The 13,240-nt window shown below is 44.9% G+C and carries 13 protein-coding genes; 1 reads left to right on the top strand and 12 read right to left on the bottom strand.

Features of this window, described 5'->3' with window-relative positions; genetic code table 11:
* Positions 1 to 77: 77 nt before the first annotated feature.
* The 5 genes from NSA57_RS00135 to NSA57_RS00115 all read right to left on the bottom strand — a co-directional run bounded on the left by NSA57_RS00135 (position 78) and on the right by NSA57_RS00115 (position 5,631).
* Complete coding sequence (locus tag NSA57_RS00135; RefSeq protein WP_257463650.1) at positions 78 to 3,878, bottom strand: phosphoribosylformylglycinamidine synthase; 3,801 nt, start codon at positions 3,876 to 3,878, stop codon at positions 78 to 80.
* A 64-nt stretch (positions 3,879 to 3,942) separates the two neighbouring features.
* On the bottom strand, positions 3,943 to 4,773 hold the full coding sequence (locus NSA57_RS00130) for an Mrp/NBP35 family ATP-binding protein (protein ID WP_173751985.1): 831 nt from the start codon (positions 4,771 to 4,773) through the stop codon (positions 3,943 to 3,945).
* A gap of 52 nt (positions 4,774 to 4,825) precedes the next feature.
* The gene (locus NSA57_RS00125; RefSeq protein WP_138271406.1) at positions 4,826 to 5,173 is read right to left on the bottom strand and encodes a metal-sensing transcriptional repressor; all 348 of its coding nucleotides are present in this window, start codon (positions 5,171 to 5,173) and stop codon (positions 4,826 to 4,828) included.
* Between the two features lie 79 nt (positions 5,174 to 5,252).
* On the bottom strand, positions 5,253 to 5,480 hold the full coding sequence (locus NSA57_RS00120; RefSeq protein WP_022066632.1) for a hypothetical protein: 228 nt from the start codon (positions 5,478 to 5,480) through the stop codon (positions 5,253 to 5,255).
* Complete coding sequence (locus NSA57_RS00115) at positions 5,446 to 5,631, bottom strand: hypothetical protein (RefSeq protein WP_171026672.1); 186 nt, start codon at positions 5,629 to 5,631, stop codon at positions 5,446 to 5,448. The genes NSA57_RS00120 and NSA57_RS00115 overlap by 35 nt, the downstream gene beginning before the upstream one ends.
* A 168-nt stretch (positions 5,632 to 5,799) precedes the next feature.
* On the opposite strand from NSA57_RS00115, the gene NSA57_RS00110 reads away from it, so the two are divergent.
* On the top strand, positions 5,800 to 6,369 hold the full coding sequence (locus NSA57_RS00110; RefSeq protein WP_257463649.1) for a xanthine phosphoribosyltransferase: 570 nt from the start codon (positions 5,800 to 5,802) through the stop codon (positions 6,367 to 6,369).
* Between the two features lie 90 nt (positions 6,370 to 6,459).
* On the opposite strand, the gene NSA57_RS00105 is transcribed toward NSA57_RS00110, so the two are convergent.
* The 7 genes from NSA57_RS00105 to rpsD form a co-directional block, all read right to left on the bottom strand.
* On the bottom strand, positions 6,460 to 8,007 hold the full coding sequence (locus tag NSA57_RS00105; RefSeq protein WP_257463648.1) for a substrate-binding domain-containing protein: 1,548 nt from the start codon (positions 8,005 to 8,007) through the stop codon (positions 6,460 to 6,462).
* A 131-nt stretch (positions 8,008 to 8,138) separates the two neighbouring features.
* Positions 8,139 to 8,300 carry a rubredoxin gene (rd, locus tag NSA57_RS00100; RefSeq protein WP_022066629.1) on the bottom strand — a complete coding sequence of 54 codons (162 nt, stop codon included), beginning with the start codon at positions 8,298 to 8,300 and terminating at the stop codon, positions 8,139 to 8,141.
* Between the two features lie 99 nt (positions 8,301 to 8,399).
* Complete coding sequence (locus NSA57_RS00095) at positions 8,400 to 9,119, bottom strand: type 1 glutamine amidotransferase (protein ID WP_257463647.1); 720 nt, start codon at positions 9,117 to 9,119, stop codon at positions 8,400 to 8,402.
* Complete coding sequence (locus tag NSA57_RS00090; RefSeq protein ID WP_257463646.1) at positions 9,116 to 10,453, bottom strand: MurT ligase domain-containing protein; 1,338 nt, start codon at positions 10,451 to 10,453, stop codon at positions 9,116 to 9,118. Before NSA57_RS00090 ends, NSA57_RS00095 begins: the two co-directional genes overlap by 4 nt.
* Before the next feature lie 477 nt (positions 10,454 to 10,930).
* On the bottom strand, positions 10,931 to 11,467 hold the full coding sequence (locus tag NSA57_RS00085) for a bL17 family ribosomal protein (protein WP_022066626.1): 537 nt from the start codon (positions 11,465 to 11,467) through the stop codon (positions 10,931 to 10,933).
* A gap of 100 nt (positions 11,468 to 11,567) precedes the next feature.
* Positions 11,568 to 12,527 (bottom strand): DNA-directed RNA polymerase subunit alpha, encoded by a 960-nt coding sequence (locus NSA57_RS00080; RefSeq protein WP_022066625.1) that lies wholly within the window; start codon positions 12,525 to 12,527, stop codon positions 11,568 to 11,570.
* Between the two features lie 118 nt (positions 12,528 to 12,645).
* Positions 12,646 to 13,239, bottom strand: coding sequence for a 30S ribosomal protein S4 (rpsD, locus tag NSA57_RS00075; RefSeq protein WP_173751980.1), 594 nt, complete (start codon positions 13,237 to 13,239; stop codon positions 12,646 to 12,648).
* Position 13,240 lies beyond the last annotated feature (1 nt).

The raw sequence follows: 13,240 nt of genomic DNA, 5'->3' as shown, positions 1-13,240 counted from the left end.
GGCCCGGCTCAGTCACGCATATGAATGACTGAGCCGGGCCCCTGTATTTATTTTGCCGCTTTATCAGCTGTCAAAATTTATTTAAAATATTCTACACCGGACTCGAAGATTCTGATATCCTGCTCTCCGTAGATGTTTACAGCCACACCATTGTCACGGCGCTCACTGTGAGCCATCTTACCAAGAACACGTCCGTCCGGACTTGTAATACCCTCGATATTCATGTAAGAGCCGTTTACGTTCCATTCCTCGGAGCTGCTCAGCTCGCCGTCTGCAGTTACGTACTGAGTAGCGATCTGTCCGTTTGCCAGAAGCTTCGCAAGCCACTCGTCATTTGCAACAAAACGTCCCTCTCCGTGAGATGCAGGGTTGCAGTAAACTCCGCCAAGCTTTGCTTTCTGCAGCCATGGGGATTTATTGCTTACAACCTTTGTGTAAACCATCTTGGAAATATGGCGTCCGATGGTATTATAGGTCAGTGTCGGTGAATCTGCTTTCTGTCCGCAGATCTCGCCGTAAGGAACAAGTCCCAGCTTGATCAGAGCCTGGAAACCATTGCAGATACCAAGCGCAAGACCGTCTCTCTCATTGAGAAGCTTCATAACCGCTTCTTTGATCTTTGCATTCTGGAAAGCAGTTGCAAAGAATTTTGCGGAGCCGTCCGGCTCATCGCCTGCTGAGAAGCCGCCCGGGAACATGATCATCTGTGCCTGGCTGATAGCTTTCTCAAAAATTTCTACTGAATCATGGATATCGGCTGCTGTCAGGTTTTTAAATACCTTCACGTCAACCTCTGCTCCGGCTCTTTCAAAAGCGCGGGTACTGTCATACTCGCAGTTTGTTCCCGGGAATACCGGAATAAACACACGGGGCTTTGCAATCTTATGATTGCAGATATAAACTCTGTTTGTATGGAACAGTCCGTTTTCATCAACGGTTCCCTCTTCATGATCCTTCGCTGCTGTAAAATATGCAGTAGCTCCGTCATTTTCACCGGAATCTGTTTTAAACACTTTTTCCAGAGTTCCTGTCCATGCCTTCACAGCCTCTTCCAGAGAAATTTCAGCATTTCCGTAAGAGAACTTCGCATCAGCAGTAACTTCACCGATCACTGTATAGGTAATGGAAAGACTTCCCACTTTGTCAGCCGGAACCTCAAGTACCAGATCGCCAAATCCGGGAGCAAAGAAATCTCTCGGGTCAAGATTGTGCTCAATCTTAACACCAAAGCCGTTTCCAAATGCCATTTTTGCAACTGCATCAGCCAGTCCGTGACGGTCAAGAGCATATGCGGAAAGAACGCGTCCCTCCTTCATATCCTCGTGAAGTTTTCCGTACTGGTCCATAATGCCCTCATAATCAGGAAGCTGATATGCATCCTTTGGCGCACGAAGCCATACAAGCCTGCTTCCTGCTTTTTTAAACTCCGGAGTCACAACATCCTGAAGCTTTCCGGTGTCTACTGCAAAGGAAACCAGTGTCGGCGGAACATCGATCTCATTAAAGGAACCGGACATACTGTCCTTTCCTCCGATAGACGGAAGACCGAATCCCATCTGTGCCGCATAAGCGCCCAGAAGTGCTGCAAAAGGCTGGCTCCAGCGCTTGGGATCTTCTGTCATACGACGGAAATATTCCTGGAAGGTAAAGCGGATCTTTCTGTAGTCACCGCCTGTAGCCACGATTCTTGCCACGGATTCTGTTACTGCGTAAGCAGCTCCGTGATACGGGCTCCAGGAAGAAAGATATGGATCAAAACCATAGCTCATCATGGTCACAGTGTTTGTATTACCCTTCTGAACAGGAACCTTTGCTACCATTGCCTGAGTTTCTGTCAGCTGATATTTGCCGCCGTGGGGCATAAGTACGCTTCCCGCTCCGATGGAACCGTCAAACATTTCCACAAGCCCCTTCTGGGAGCATACGTTAAGGTCAGAAAGAGTTTCCAGCCATTTTTCTTTTATGTCCGCTACTTCCTGACGGTCAGTAAGGAGGCATCCTTCTTTATTTGGAATTTCCACTTCAACTGTGGTTTCCTGATGCGCTCCGTTTGTATCAAGGAAAGCACGGGAAATATTTACGATTTCTTTGTCTCTCCAGGTAAGTACAAGTCTCGGCTCTTCTGTAACAACAGCAACCGGAACTGCCTCCAGGTTTTCTTCATTTGCAAATCCAAGGAACTTGTCTACATCTTTTGGATCAACAACAACTGCCATACGCTCCTGAGACTCGGAAATAGCGATCTCTGTTCCGTCAAGTCCCGCATATTTTTTCGGAACCTTATCAAGATTGATTCTGAGACCTGCTGCCAGCTCGCCGATGGCAACAGACACTCCGCCGGCGCCAAAGTCATTACATTTCTTGATAATGCAGCTTACTTCCTCTCTGCGGAACATACGCTGGATCTTACGTTCTGTAGGAGCATTTCCTTTCTGTACCTCAGCGCCGCACACTTCAATAGAAGCCTCTGTATGCACCTTGGATGAACCGGTTGCACCGCCGATTCCGTCGCGGCCGGTACGTCCGCCCAGAAGGATAATGATATCTCCCGGATCAGAATTTTCACGGATAACAGCGCGTCTTGGAGCTGCGCCCAGAACAGCGCCGATCTCCATACGTTTTGCCACATAGTCCGGATGATAGATTTCTTTTACATAGCCTGTTGCAAGACCGATCTGGTTTCCATAGGAACTGTATCCATGAGCTGCGCTTCTTACCAGTTTCTTCTGAGGAAGCTTGCCCTTCAGAGTTTCTTTTACAGAAACTGTAGGATCTGCAGCGCCTGTTACGCGCATCGCCTGATATACATAGGTTCTTCCGGAAAGCGGGTCACGGATGGCTCCGCCAAGGCAGGTTGCAGCACCGCCAAACGGCTCGATCTCTGTCGGATGGTTGTGTGTCTCATTTTTAAAGTTGATCAGCCACTCTTCTTCTTTGCCGTCAACATCTACAGGAACTACAATACTGCAGGCATTGATCTCGTCAGATTCCTCCTGATCCTGAAGCTTTCCTTCAGATTTCAGTTTTTTCATTGCCATCAGGGCAAGATCCATCAGACAGATGAATTTGTCGTCACGGTCTTTATAAAGAACCTCTCTGTCGTTCAGGTACTGCTCATATGTTTTTTCGATAGGCTCTTTATAGTCGCCCTCACCAAATTTAACATCTGTAAGCTCAGTAGAAAAGGTAGTATGACGGCAGTGATCTGACCAGTAGGTATCCAGAACACGAATTTCTGTCATGGAAGGATTGCGGTTCTCTTCCCCTTTGAAATAATTCTGAATATGCTGAAAATCTCTGAATGTCATTGCAAGATTAAGAGAATCGTACAGATCCTTCAGATCATTTTCCGCCATATCCTTAAAGCCGTCAAAAATCTTTACATCCTCCGGCTCCGGAAAAACATTTACCAGAGTTTCCGGTTTCTCAATTCCTGTTTCTCTGGAATCTACCGGATTGATGCAGTGGTGTTTTACAGCTTCAAATTCCTCATCCGTTACGGTTCCTTCAATTACATAGGTAGTAGCGGAACGGATGATCGGCTGTGAATTTTCATCCAGAAACTGAACACACTGTACTGCAGAATCTGCTCTCTGGTCAAACTGACCCGGCAGATATTCTACAGAAAAAATTCTGGAATCCTCTGCGGTTTCAAAGCTTTCCTGATAAAGCTCGTCTACCGGCGGCTCTGCAAATACTGTCCTGCAGGCTTTTTCAAACACCTCGTCAGAAATATTCTCCACATCATAACGAATCAGCACTCTTACACCTGTAACAGATTTGATTCCCAGGTAACTGCTGATTTCATGTTTCAGTTCTTTTGCCTGAACTGCATAGGCAGGTTTCTTTTCTACATAAACACGTCTTACGTTGCTCATGAGAGACTCCTTTCTCGATCCGGCCAGGGGCCATAGTATTTTTGAGCTTATATTAATTCTTATCTTATACCGGCATACAGTTATCTGCCGCTTCAAGATAAGTATTTACTACCTGATGGAATTCTCCTTTGTCCGCATAATCTGCAAAAGATGCCTCGATGGGCATTTTGCCAAGTACCGGAACTCCAAGTTCTGCCGCAATCTCATCAATATGGCTTTCACCAAATACTTTGATCTCCTTTCCGCAGTCCGGACATTTTACATAGCTGTAATTCTCTACGATCCCAAGTACCGGAATATGCATCATTTCAGCCATATTAAATGCTTTTTTAACGATCATTTTTACAAGATCCTGCGGAGAGCTTACGATCACGATTCCGTCAACCGGAAGTGACTGGAATACAGTAAGCGGTACGTCGCCGGTTCCCGGAGGCATGTCTACAAACAGATAATCCAGGTCTCCCCAGATCACATCGGTCCAGAACTGTTTTACCATATTTGCAAGGATCGGTCCTCTCCAGATAACAGGAGTCTCCTCTGTAGGAAGCAGGAGGTTTACAGAAATAACCTTGATCCCGTTTCCTGTCTCCATTGGGTAGATTCCATTGTCGTCTGCCTGGGCAGCGCCCTTCAGACCATACATTTTCGGAATAGACGGACCGGTAATATCCGCGTCCAGAATACCTACTTTAAAACCTTTGGCTGCCATGCGGTTTGCAAGAGATGCTGTTACAAAAGATTTACCTACGCCGCCCTTGCCGCTGACAATACCGATCACATGTTTTACATTGGACATGGAATTGGCTTCTGCCATAAGATCCATGTTCTTACCTTTGCTGCTGCATCCCTCGCAGCTTGATTTGTCACAGGTTTTGCTGTTACATTCCTTTGCCATCTTACTTCTCCTTCTATATTATTATCGTCTATCTGTGCAGTAAGATTCTCCCTTATTTGATGAACCGGTCTATGGCCTTTTCCAGTTCCCTGATAGCGTCCCGGTCCCCATGCTCCACAGCATCTACAATGCAGTGCTCAATGTGGTCCTGGAGAATGATCTTGCCTGTATTATTAATTGCGGATTTCACTGCTGAAAGCTGAATCAGAACCTCGGAACAGTCACGTCCGTCTTCTACCATTCTCTTAATAGATTCCATATGGCCGATTGCTCTTGAAAGACGATTAAGTACAGCCTTGGTCTGCGCATGACTGTGATGATGGCCGTGCGCTCCGTGTGAATGTTCAACCACACTTCCGTCCTCCATGATATGCACATGTGTCTCTTTTGTTTCGCTCATGTGTGCTCCTTTCCCGGCCTTACCGGACTGATCTGCGGTCCTCTTTGTTCTGCCGCCACCTGCCATTATAGCACAGCTACTAAATCTCTGTAAAGGAGCATCTCTGTTTTATCCCCGAGGTGAGAATATCAAAAATCACTGTTCCGTCTTCAAGAACTGTCTTGTCATAGGAAACTTCTTTTCCCTGAAATTTATTCTTTACATATTCTTCCGGGTCTTCCAGCTGCACCTCATCTACAAATACATCCCGCATCTGATTTCCCGGGCATTTGTTAAAAATCTCCCAGATCACTTCGTATTCTTTCATGATACGCCTTCCCTCTCCTGTATTTTTTGCAGTTATTTTCCCTGTGTTTTTCCCGACAGATAAAACGCTGCTCTTCTCCCTGCTCTTTCTGTTTCAGTGATTCTTTTCTGTTTTTTCGTTCTGTTTTCTTTTTATATTGGCTTTTTTTCATTGTACCAGACCTTTTCAGGCAATGCAACGGAAGTAAGCATAACTTTTTGTGGGTACTTCCACAATTTTTTTGCAAAACTTTGTCGAAAAGAATTGAACTTCCGCCGAGAATAGCGTATATTAGATGTAATTTCTAATAAGAATGTAATTAAATCAAAGGAGAGAAGTCATGCAGCTCTTAAAAGACCATATCCTTAAAGACGGAATTGTAAAACCAGGAAATATTTTAAAAGTAGACAGTTTTCTGAATCACCAGATGGATATTACTCTGATCAATGAAATCGGAAAAGAATTCAAAAGACGTTTTTCAGACTGTCCGATCACAAAGATTCTTACCATTGAGGCCTCTGGCATCGGCATTGCCTGCATCGCAGCTCAGTATTTCGATGTACCTGTTATTTTTGCCAAAAAGGCGCAGAGTCTGAATCTTGACGGGGAAATGTACTGCTCCAAAGTGGAATCCTTTACACATAAAAAAGTATATGATGTAATCCTTTCCAAAAAATTCCTCGGACCGGAAGACCATGTTCTTCTGATCGATGATTTCCTTGCCAATGGATGCGCCCTGATGGGACTGATTGAAATTGTAAAAGAATCAGGAGCCGTTCTTGAAGGCGCGGGAATTGTAATTGAAAAGGGATTCCAGAACGGCGGTCAGTGTATCCGCGATATGGGTGTGCGCCTGGAATCACTTGCCATTATTGATTCCATGACCGATGATTCTCTGACTTTCAGATAAAACCGAACCTTTTCCGGATTTTCCCGGACAAATACACAACCCGGAGCTTTGCCATATATTTACGGTAAAGCTCCGGGCTGTTTTATTTTCTTATTTATCGTCAGAAGCGGATTTACTTTTCTTTAAGGTTACTTTTTCCGACGCTTTCTTTTCATCCTTGTCAGACTCTTTTTCCTTTTTTAAATCAGAATCCTCTTTTTCCCCTGAAGACTGTTTTACTGCTTCTTTGTCTTCTTCCCAATCGGAAGCTGCACTTTCCTGTGGAGTCGCTTCGTCTTCTTTCGGAGAAGGAGTAACGCTTTCCTCCGGGACTGGTGTTACGGTTTCCTCAGCCTCCGGAGCTATCTCTTCTTCCTCATAATAACCGTTGTCGATCAGAAGCTCATAATTATCGCCGTCTATTACCTGCGGCTCACAGAGGTACGTTCCGATGATCTTTACACCATTGTCATACTGTTCGTAATCGTTTACCTCCGGATCCTCCTCTCCTGTCAGGTAAACGTGAACCATCTGCTCGCAGTTATCTGCCAGATCTCTGTAATCCATAAAGAGACTGAAACCGATTTTTCCGGATGCCACGGATCTCACTGCTTCCTCCTTACATCCCACTCCTGTGATCAAAGGCCACTGCTCACTTCCGGGAACAATTCCCGCTGTCTCCAGAGTCTCTTCAGCCCCCAGAGCGGCATCATCAAACCCTGTACAGATAATATCCGGAACAGCTCCGTCTTCATAAGAATCCTCAAGGAGCTGGCTCATCCGTGTACCGGCAAGCTCTCTGCTCCACCTGATGATTCCGGTATCGTCAAAGCTGATCTTACCGGAAGTGCACACCAGGGTTCCGTCATCCAGATAAGGCTGCAGTCCTTCCATAACTCCATTATACAGGAACAAAGCTTCTGTATCGTCCGGAGAACCCATCAGAAATTCAATGGTTCTGGTTTCCTTTTCTTCCTGCACTTCTTTCAGGTTTTCCTTTTTAATGATCTCTTCTGCGATCATCTGTCCTGCCTGACGGCCTCCGAAGGTCGTATAATATTTCACCGCATTGGTATCCATAATAAGATCATCATAGGAAAATACCGGGATCTCTGCCTCTTTTACTTCTGCCAGCACATCCGTCAGTCCATAAGCGTCTACCGGAGTGATAATAAAAGCAGCTACCTGCTGTTCCAGCATTTCCTGTATCTGAGATACCTGTCTGGAAGCGTCTCCCTCAGCATAGGCCAGTAAAGGCTCGTATCCGTCCTCTTTCAGATTTGCCTCAAGCACCTGAGCATCATCTGACCATTCTTCCTGATCAGGAAGAAGAACCGCGATCTTCACACTTTCTGTCTCAGTTTCCTCCTGAGCCTCTTTTTTATTTTCGGAATCCTCTGCTTCGGATTTCTTCTCAGTTTCTTTTTTATCTTCTTTTGAAGCCTTCTCCGCTTCCTTTTCGGCTTTCTTTTCTTCCTTCTCTTTCTGCTCCTGTTCTTCCTCCCGGGCTTCCTGCATTTCCTCGTCTTCTCCGGTTCCCTCATCCTCTGTCTGGGCACTCTCGCTGGCAGCTTCTGTGGCATCATTTCCGCCGCATCCTGACAGAGCTCCCAAAGTCATAAAAAATCCTATAAAAATAACTGCTGTCTTTTTCTTCATGCTGGCTTCCTTTCTGTTCAGAATTCCTTATATTCTTCTGCAAAAGTCTTACGCTTTTCTGCTGAAACATCCATGTATAAAAAGAAAGGTGTCAAAAGCAGCCTGCTTTCGGCACCCTTCCGTCCGGTTACTTAGTCTTCCGGTACAAATTCATCCTTGCCTACTCCGCAGATCGGGCAAACCCAATCCTCCGGAATATCTTCAAATGCTGTGCCCGGCTCGATTCCGCTGTCCGGATCGCCGATTTCCGGGTCATATACATATCCACATGGCTCGCATACATACTTCTGCATAATTGTTACTCCTTTCAAGTCTGTTTCTGAATCTTATGAAACGGATTCTGTACCGCTCCACGGCTTCATTATAACGTCAGTTTTTTTTGATTGCAAGTGTTATTTCACAAACCTTTTGTAAATATAATCATTTGCTTCCTTTTCCTGGGTGTCATCCAGCGGTTCCAGCTGCAGACTCTCTCCGTATTTCCGTCTGAGGGCCTGGGTGATCAGCCAGTCTGCAAGCTGAGGATTCTTGGGAAGAAGAGGTCCGTGAAGATAGGTTCCGATCACATTTTTGTAGACTACGCCCTCATATCCTGTCTGTCCGTCATTTCCTGATCCATAAAGAACCTTTCCAAGAGGTTGATTATTTCCGATAAAGGTTCTTCCTCCATGGTTTTCAAAGCCAACCACCGGCATGTCAAATAAGTCGCTTTTGAGAACAATATTACTGATCAGCCGTCCCTCCTGCTGTTCTGTGTGCATGTCCACAAGCTCAAGCCCTTTGATCATTCCCTGGTCTGTTTTATAATAATTTCCCAGAAGCTGATAGCCTCCGCAGATAGCGATCACAACTCCGTTGTTTTCCACATACGCCTTAAAAGCTCCCTGAAGCTCTCTGAGCTTTTCACAGACCAGCATCTGCTCCCTGTCTGAACCTCCGCCCAGAAGCACGATATCCAATCCGGAAAAATCAATGGTATCATTCAGCTCAAAGGAAATTGTCTCTGACTCGATCCCTCTCCACTGACACCGTTTCATAAGACACTGGATATTTCCCCTGTCACCATAGAGATTCAGCAGATCCGGATATAAATGTCCAATAGTCAGTTTCATTTCTGCTCTCCCTCCAGTTTTTTCAGTATATTTCTGGTGGCAAAAAGTGCCGTATAGTTTACAAGTACATAGAGATTTCCTGTGCCGTCCTTAACTCTGTCTCTGATGGCTTTTTCCACATCCGGCTCCAGTACAGAGGGAATATCCACATATTTCAGACGCAGACGCATATCCTGACAGCGGATCCCGCTGACTGTAATGCTCCTGATACTTTCTCCTCCGAAAAGGTCAAAATCCACATCCCACAGCCAGGAAATATCAATTCCGTCCTGAGCATTGTCGTTAATGGCAATGATCACATCCTTTGGCGCCGTATCCTGCATGACAGCAGAAATATTCTGGTTAAAGCCTGCCGGATTCTTGGCAAGGTTCAGGGTCACTCCTGTTCCCTGAATACGGAACTGTTCCATACGGCCGTTTTCCGGATTGAATTTTTTCAGCATATCTTTAAAATGCTCTGCCGAAAAGCCTGCCGTACGCACGCCTGCATAGGCCGCCAGAATATTGTATACATTATAAAAGCCTTTGTAATTAGCTGAAATAAGCCTGTTTTCCACCCGGAAGGAAAGCCGGTCTCCCACCTGTACATCCTCTGCGTCAAAGTCAGGTTCCGGTCTTTTAAAGCCGCATTTCGGGCAGGCATAATCGCCAAGCTGACTGTAATGGTAAAAACTGTACTGAAGCTTTTCTCCGCATTTTTTACAGAAACGGCCCTCACGTATCTCATTGGTATCATTTTTCATAACGGGCTGGCTGATTCCGTAAAATACACATGGATTACCGCTGTCCATGGCAAGATATGCGGAAAGTGCATCGTCTCCATTGACGATTACCTTCATGTCCGGAACTGTTTTTATCATAGTTTCCAGAATGTTCATGGTAATATCGATTTCTCCATACCGGTCCAGCTGATCCCGGAAAAGATTTGTCATTACCATATAATCCGGCCTGATCTCCGGAAAAATATACTTTGTGGAAGCTTCATCTGCCTCAATACAGGCATAGTCTGCATCCATATGGCCGTTGAGCTTTGCGCCCAGAACAAAAGCTGCCACAACTCCGTTCAGCATATTGGATCCTGTATGGTTACAGATTACTTTCTGGCCCTCTGCTTCCAAAGCTGCGCAAAGCATATTGTTGGTAGTCGTTTTTCCGTTTGTACCGCAGACCACAAAAATATCCCTTCGCACCTCTGATGCCAGCTCTCTCAGAACAGGCGGATAGATCTTCAGTGCAATCTTTCCGGCCCAGGTAACGCCCTGTCTTCCCATTTTTTTGCAGATAAAACCGGCAGCTTTTGCCGCCCATACTGCTGCAATTCTTCTTATATTCATGTATCTGGTATCCTCTGTATTTTTTCTTATCATGTCCCCTGTATCCGGATCTATACACACAAAACTGGTTTACATACTCAGTTTTTTATCTGATGTCCCGGCTTTTTCTGAAAATCTCCTGATGAATCCTGCAAATCCCATACAGCATTTTCCGACTGTATATCCACGAGGGATCCGTCTGAAAAATTCTCAGTTTTGTCGTAAATCTTACAGAAGCTTCTGTCCGGTCAGGTTTCTGTGCTTATGATTGTACGATACTTCCATCCATTTATCAACAGAAACTTTGTTCGCAGATGTTCACAGGTCGCTGTCCCGCCAGGTGTTTTGGCATGTATATGACAAAATCCTGAAATATGCGGGATAAAGTATCTGTGCAGTATATTTTTATCTACCAGAAAAGCAGTACGTTACGTACTGAGCTTTCTGGTAAAAAAAGGAGATACCTGCCTGAGCAGATATCCCCTTTGAGATACTGAATTATACTAACTCAATAAGTACTTCCATTGCAGCATCGCCCTTACGTGGTCCGATCTTAACGATTCTTGTGTAACCGCCGTTACGTCCAACGTATTTTGGAGCGATCTCATCGAACATTTTCTTAACCATGTCGATGTCTTTTGTGTTTTTCTTTCTGCCAGCACCTTTAGCCGGTACTTCTTTTACAGGATAGAAAACTTTTGCCATCTGACGACGAGCGTGAAGTCTGGAAGGAGCATCTTTTGTGATCTCTTTCTGAACTTCATCGTATACGGTTTTCTTCTTACCGTCTACAACTTCTTTTACTCTCTTGCCTTCAGCGTCTTTGCGGGCAACCTTTGCAGTTACAGTAACTGTCTCAAAGTTGTCTTTCTCGCGAACAGCCATAGCAATAAGACCTTCTGCGATCTTGCGGATCTCTTTTGCTTTTGCTTCAGTTGTAACGATCTTTCCGTGATACAGAAGATTTGTTACCTGGTTTCTTAACAGAGCTTTTCTCTGATCAGATGTTCTGCTTAATTTTCTATATTTTGCCATGTTATTTTCCTCCATCTGCGGGACACCGGGACATGCTTGTTCGGTCTTACTGCCCTGATGCTTTGGCTCCCCGCGGTAATATTAATAAAATGAGTGTATTCTATTCCTCTGTAGGCTGAAGCTGCAGGCCCAGTTCCTTCAGCTTTGCAAGTACCTCTTCCAGTGACTTGCGGCCAAGGTTACGAACCTTCATCATATCCTCAGATGTTCTGTTGCACAGCTCTTCTACAGTATTGATTCCAGCCCGTTTCAGGCAGTTATAGGAACGAACAGAAAGCTCAAGCTCATCAATGCTCATTTCCAGAACTTTTTCCTTCTCATTGTCCTCTTTCTCGATCATAACCTCAGCGGTTTTTGCATTCTCAGAAAGATCAATGAACAGGCTTAAATGCTCACTTAATACTTTTGCTGCAAGGCTGACAGCCTCATCCGGATCAAGAGTACCGTTTGTGAACACATCCAGAGTCAGTTTGTCATAATCTGTCACCTGACCTACACGGGTGTTTTCCACAACCATGTTTACTCTGTCAACCGGTGTGTAAATTGCATCTACCGCAATCACACCGATAGGCATATCATCAGTTTTGCCTTTATCAGCGCTTACATATCCACGTCCTCTTGTAATGGTAAGCTCCATTGCAAGTCTGCAGTCCTTACCACCATTCAGTGTGGCGATGACCTGATCCGGATTCATGATCTCAAGATCCTGGTCTGTCTGAATATCAGCTGCTGTTACAACGCCTTTTCCTTCACACTCAATGTATGCGGTTTTTGGCTCGTTATCAGAGCTGTTATTTTTAATTGCAAGACTCTTCAGATTCATAATGATCTCTGAAACGTCTTCTTTCACACCCGGAATAGAACTGAATTCATGCAGTACGCCATCAATTTTCACCTGGCTTACAGCTGCTCCCGGGAGGGAAGACAGCATAATTCTTCTGAGCGAATTGCCAAGAGTAGTACCATAACCTCTTTCCAGCGGTTCCACTACGAATCTGCCAAATTTCTTATCTTCGGATATTTCGGTAATTTCGATTTTTGGTTTATTAAAATCAAACACTATAAGGCTCCCTCCTTCTGGAAAGCTGCGTCATACTTTTAATATAGTATCCCCAAACTCCGCCTAAGCTTCGTTTGGGGACCGCATAAAAGCTCAGTTGCACCTTAACCTCTATGCTTTACTTAGAGTACAGCTCGACGATAAGCATCTCGTCTACAGGTACATCAATTACTTCTCTGTTCGGAAGTTCTTTTACAGTTCCGGAAAGAGCATCCTGATTTACATCAAGCCACTCCGGAACAAGTCTTCCGCCTGTTACTTCCAGGATTCCTTTGTATCTTTCGGAACCTTTGCATTTTTCTTTGATCTCAACAGTATCTCCGGCTTTTACAAGGTAAGACGGAATGTTTACACATTTGCCGTTTACAAGTACGTGCTTGTGGTCAACGATCTGACGAGCCTCACGTCTTGTTCTTGCAAATCCCATACGGAAGATTACGTTGTCAAGTCTTGTCTCAAGCATAACCATCAGGTTCTCACCTGTCTGGCCCGGCATTCTGTCGGCTTTTTTGTAGTAGTTACGGAAAGGTTTCTCAAGAACTCCGTAAATGAATTTTGCTTTCTGTTTTTCTCTTAACTGTAAACCGTACTCAGAGATCTTTCTGTTTGCACGTTTTAACTGTCTTGTAGATTTTTTATCAATTCCTAAATAGATTGGATCCAGACCAAGAGATCTGCATCTTTTCAGAACGGGCACTCTGTTTACTGCCATT

The organism is Blautia caecimuris, from assembly GCF_024622975.1.
GTDB lineage: Bacteria > Bacillota > Clostridia > Lachnospirales > Lachnospiraceae > Blautia_A > Blautia_A caecimuris.
Note: the sequence above shows the minus strand (reverse complement) of the source record. Positions and strands in the feature narration are given on the sequence as shown.

What these genes read in the sequence shown, in the direction of transcription:
- NSA57_RS00135 (WP_257463650.1), bottom strand. Translation starts at nt 3,878, where the DNA reads ATGAGCAACGTAAGACGTGTTTATGTAGAAAAGAAACCTGCCTATGCA.
- NSA57_RS00130 (WP_173751985.1), bottom strand. Translation starts at nt 4,773, where the DNA reads ATGGCAAAGGAATGTAACAGCAAAACCTGTGACAAATCAAGCTGCGAG.
- NSA57_RS00125 (WP_138271406.1), bottom strand. Translation starts at nt 5,173, where the DNA reads ATGAGCGAAACAAAAGAGACACATGTGCATATCATGGAGGACGGAAGT.
- NSA57_RS00120 (WP_022066632.1), bottom strand. Translation starts at nt 5,480, where the DNA reads ATGAAAGAATACGAAGTGATCTGGGAGATTTTTAACAAATGCCCGGGA.
- NSA57_RS00115 (WP_171026672.1), bottom strand. Translation starts at nt 5,631, where the DNA reads ATGAAAAAAAGCCAATATAAAAAGAAAACAGAACGAAAAAACAGAAAA.
- NSA57_RS00110 (WP_257463649.1), top strand. Translation starts at nt 5,800, where the DNA reads ATGCAGCTCTTAAAAGACCATATCCTTAAAGACGGAATTGTAAAACCA.
- NSA57_RS00105 (WP_257463648.1), bottom strand. Translation starts at nt 8,007, where the DNA reads ATGAAGAAAAAGACAGCAGTTATTTTTATAGGATTTTTTATGACTTTG.
- rd (WP_022066629.1), bottom strand. Translation starts at nt 8,300, where the DNA reads ATGCAGAAGTATGTATGCGAGCCATGTGGATATGTATATGACCCGGAA.
- NSA57_RS00095 (WP_257463647.1), bottom strand. Translation starts at nt 9,119, where the DNA reads ATGAAACTGACTATTGGACATTTATATCCGGATCTGCTGAATCTCTAT.
- NSA57_RS00090 (WP_257463646.1), bottom strand. Translation starts at nt 10,453, where the DNA reads ATGAATATAAGAAGAATTGCAGCAGTATGGGCGGCAAAAGCTGCCGGT.
- NSA57_RS00085 (WP_022066626.1), bottom strand. Translation starts at nt 11,467, where the DNA reads ATGGCAAAATATAGAAAATTAAGCAGAACATCTGATCAGAGAAAAGCT.
- rpsD (WP_173751980.1), bottom strand. Translation starts at nt 13,239, where the DNA reads ATGGCAGTAAACAGAGTGCCCGTTCTGAAAAGATGCAGATCTCTTGGT.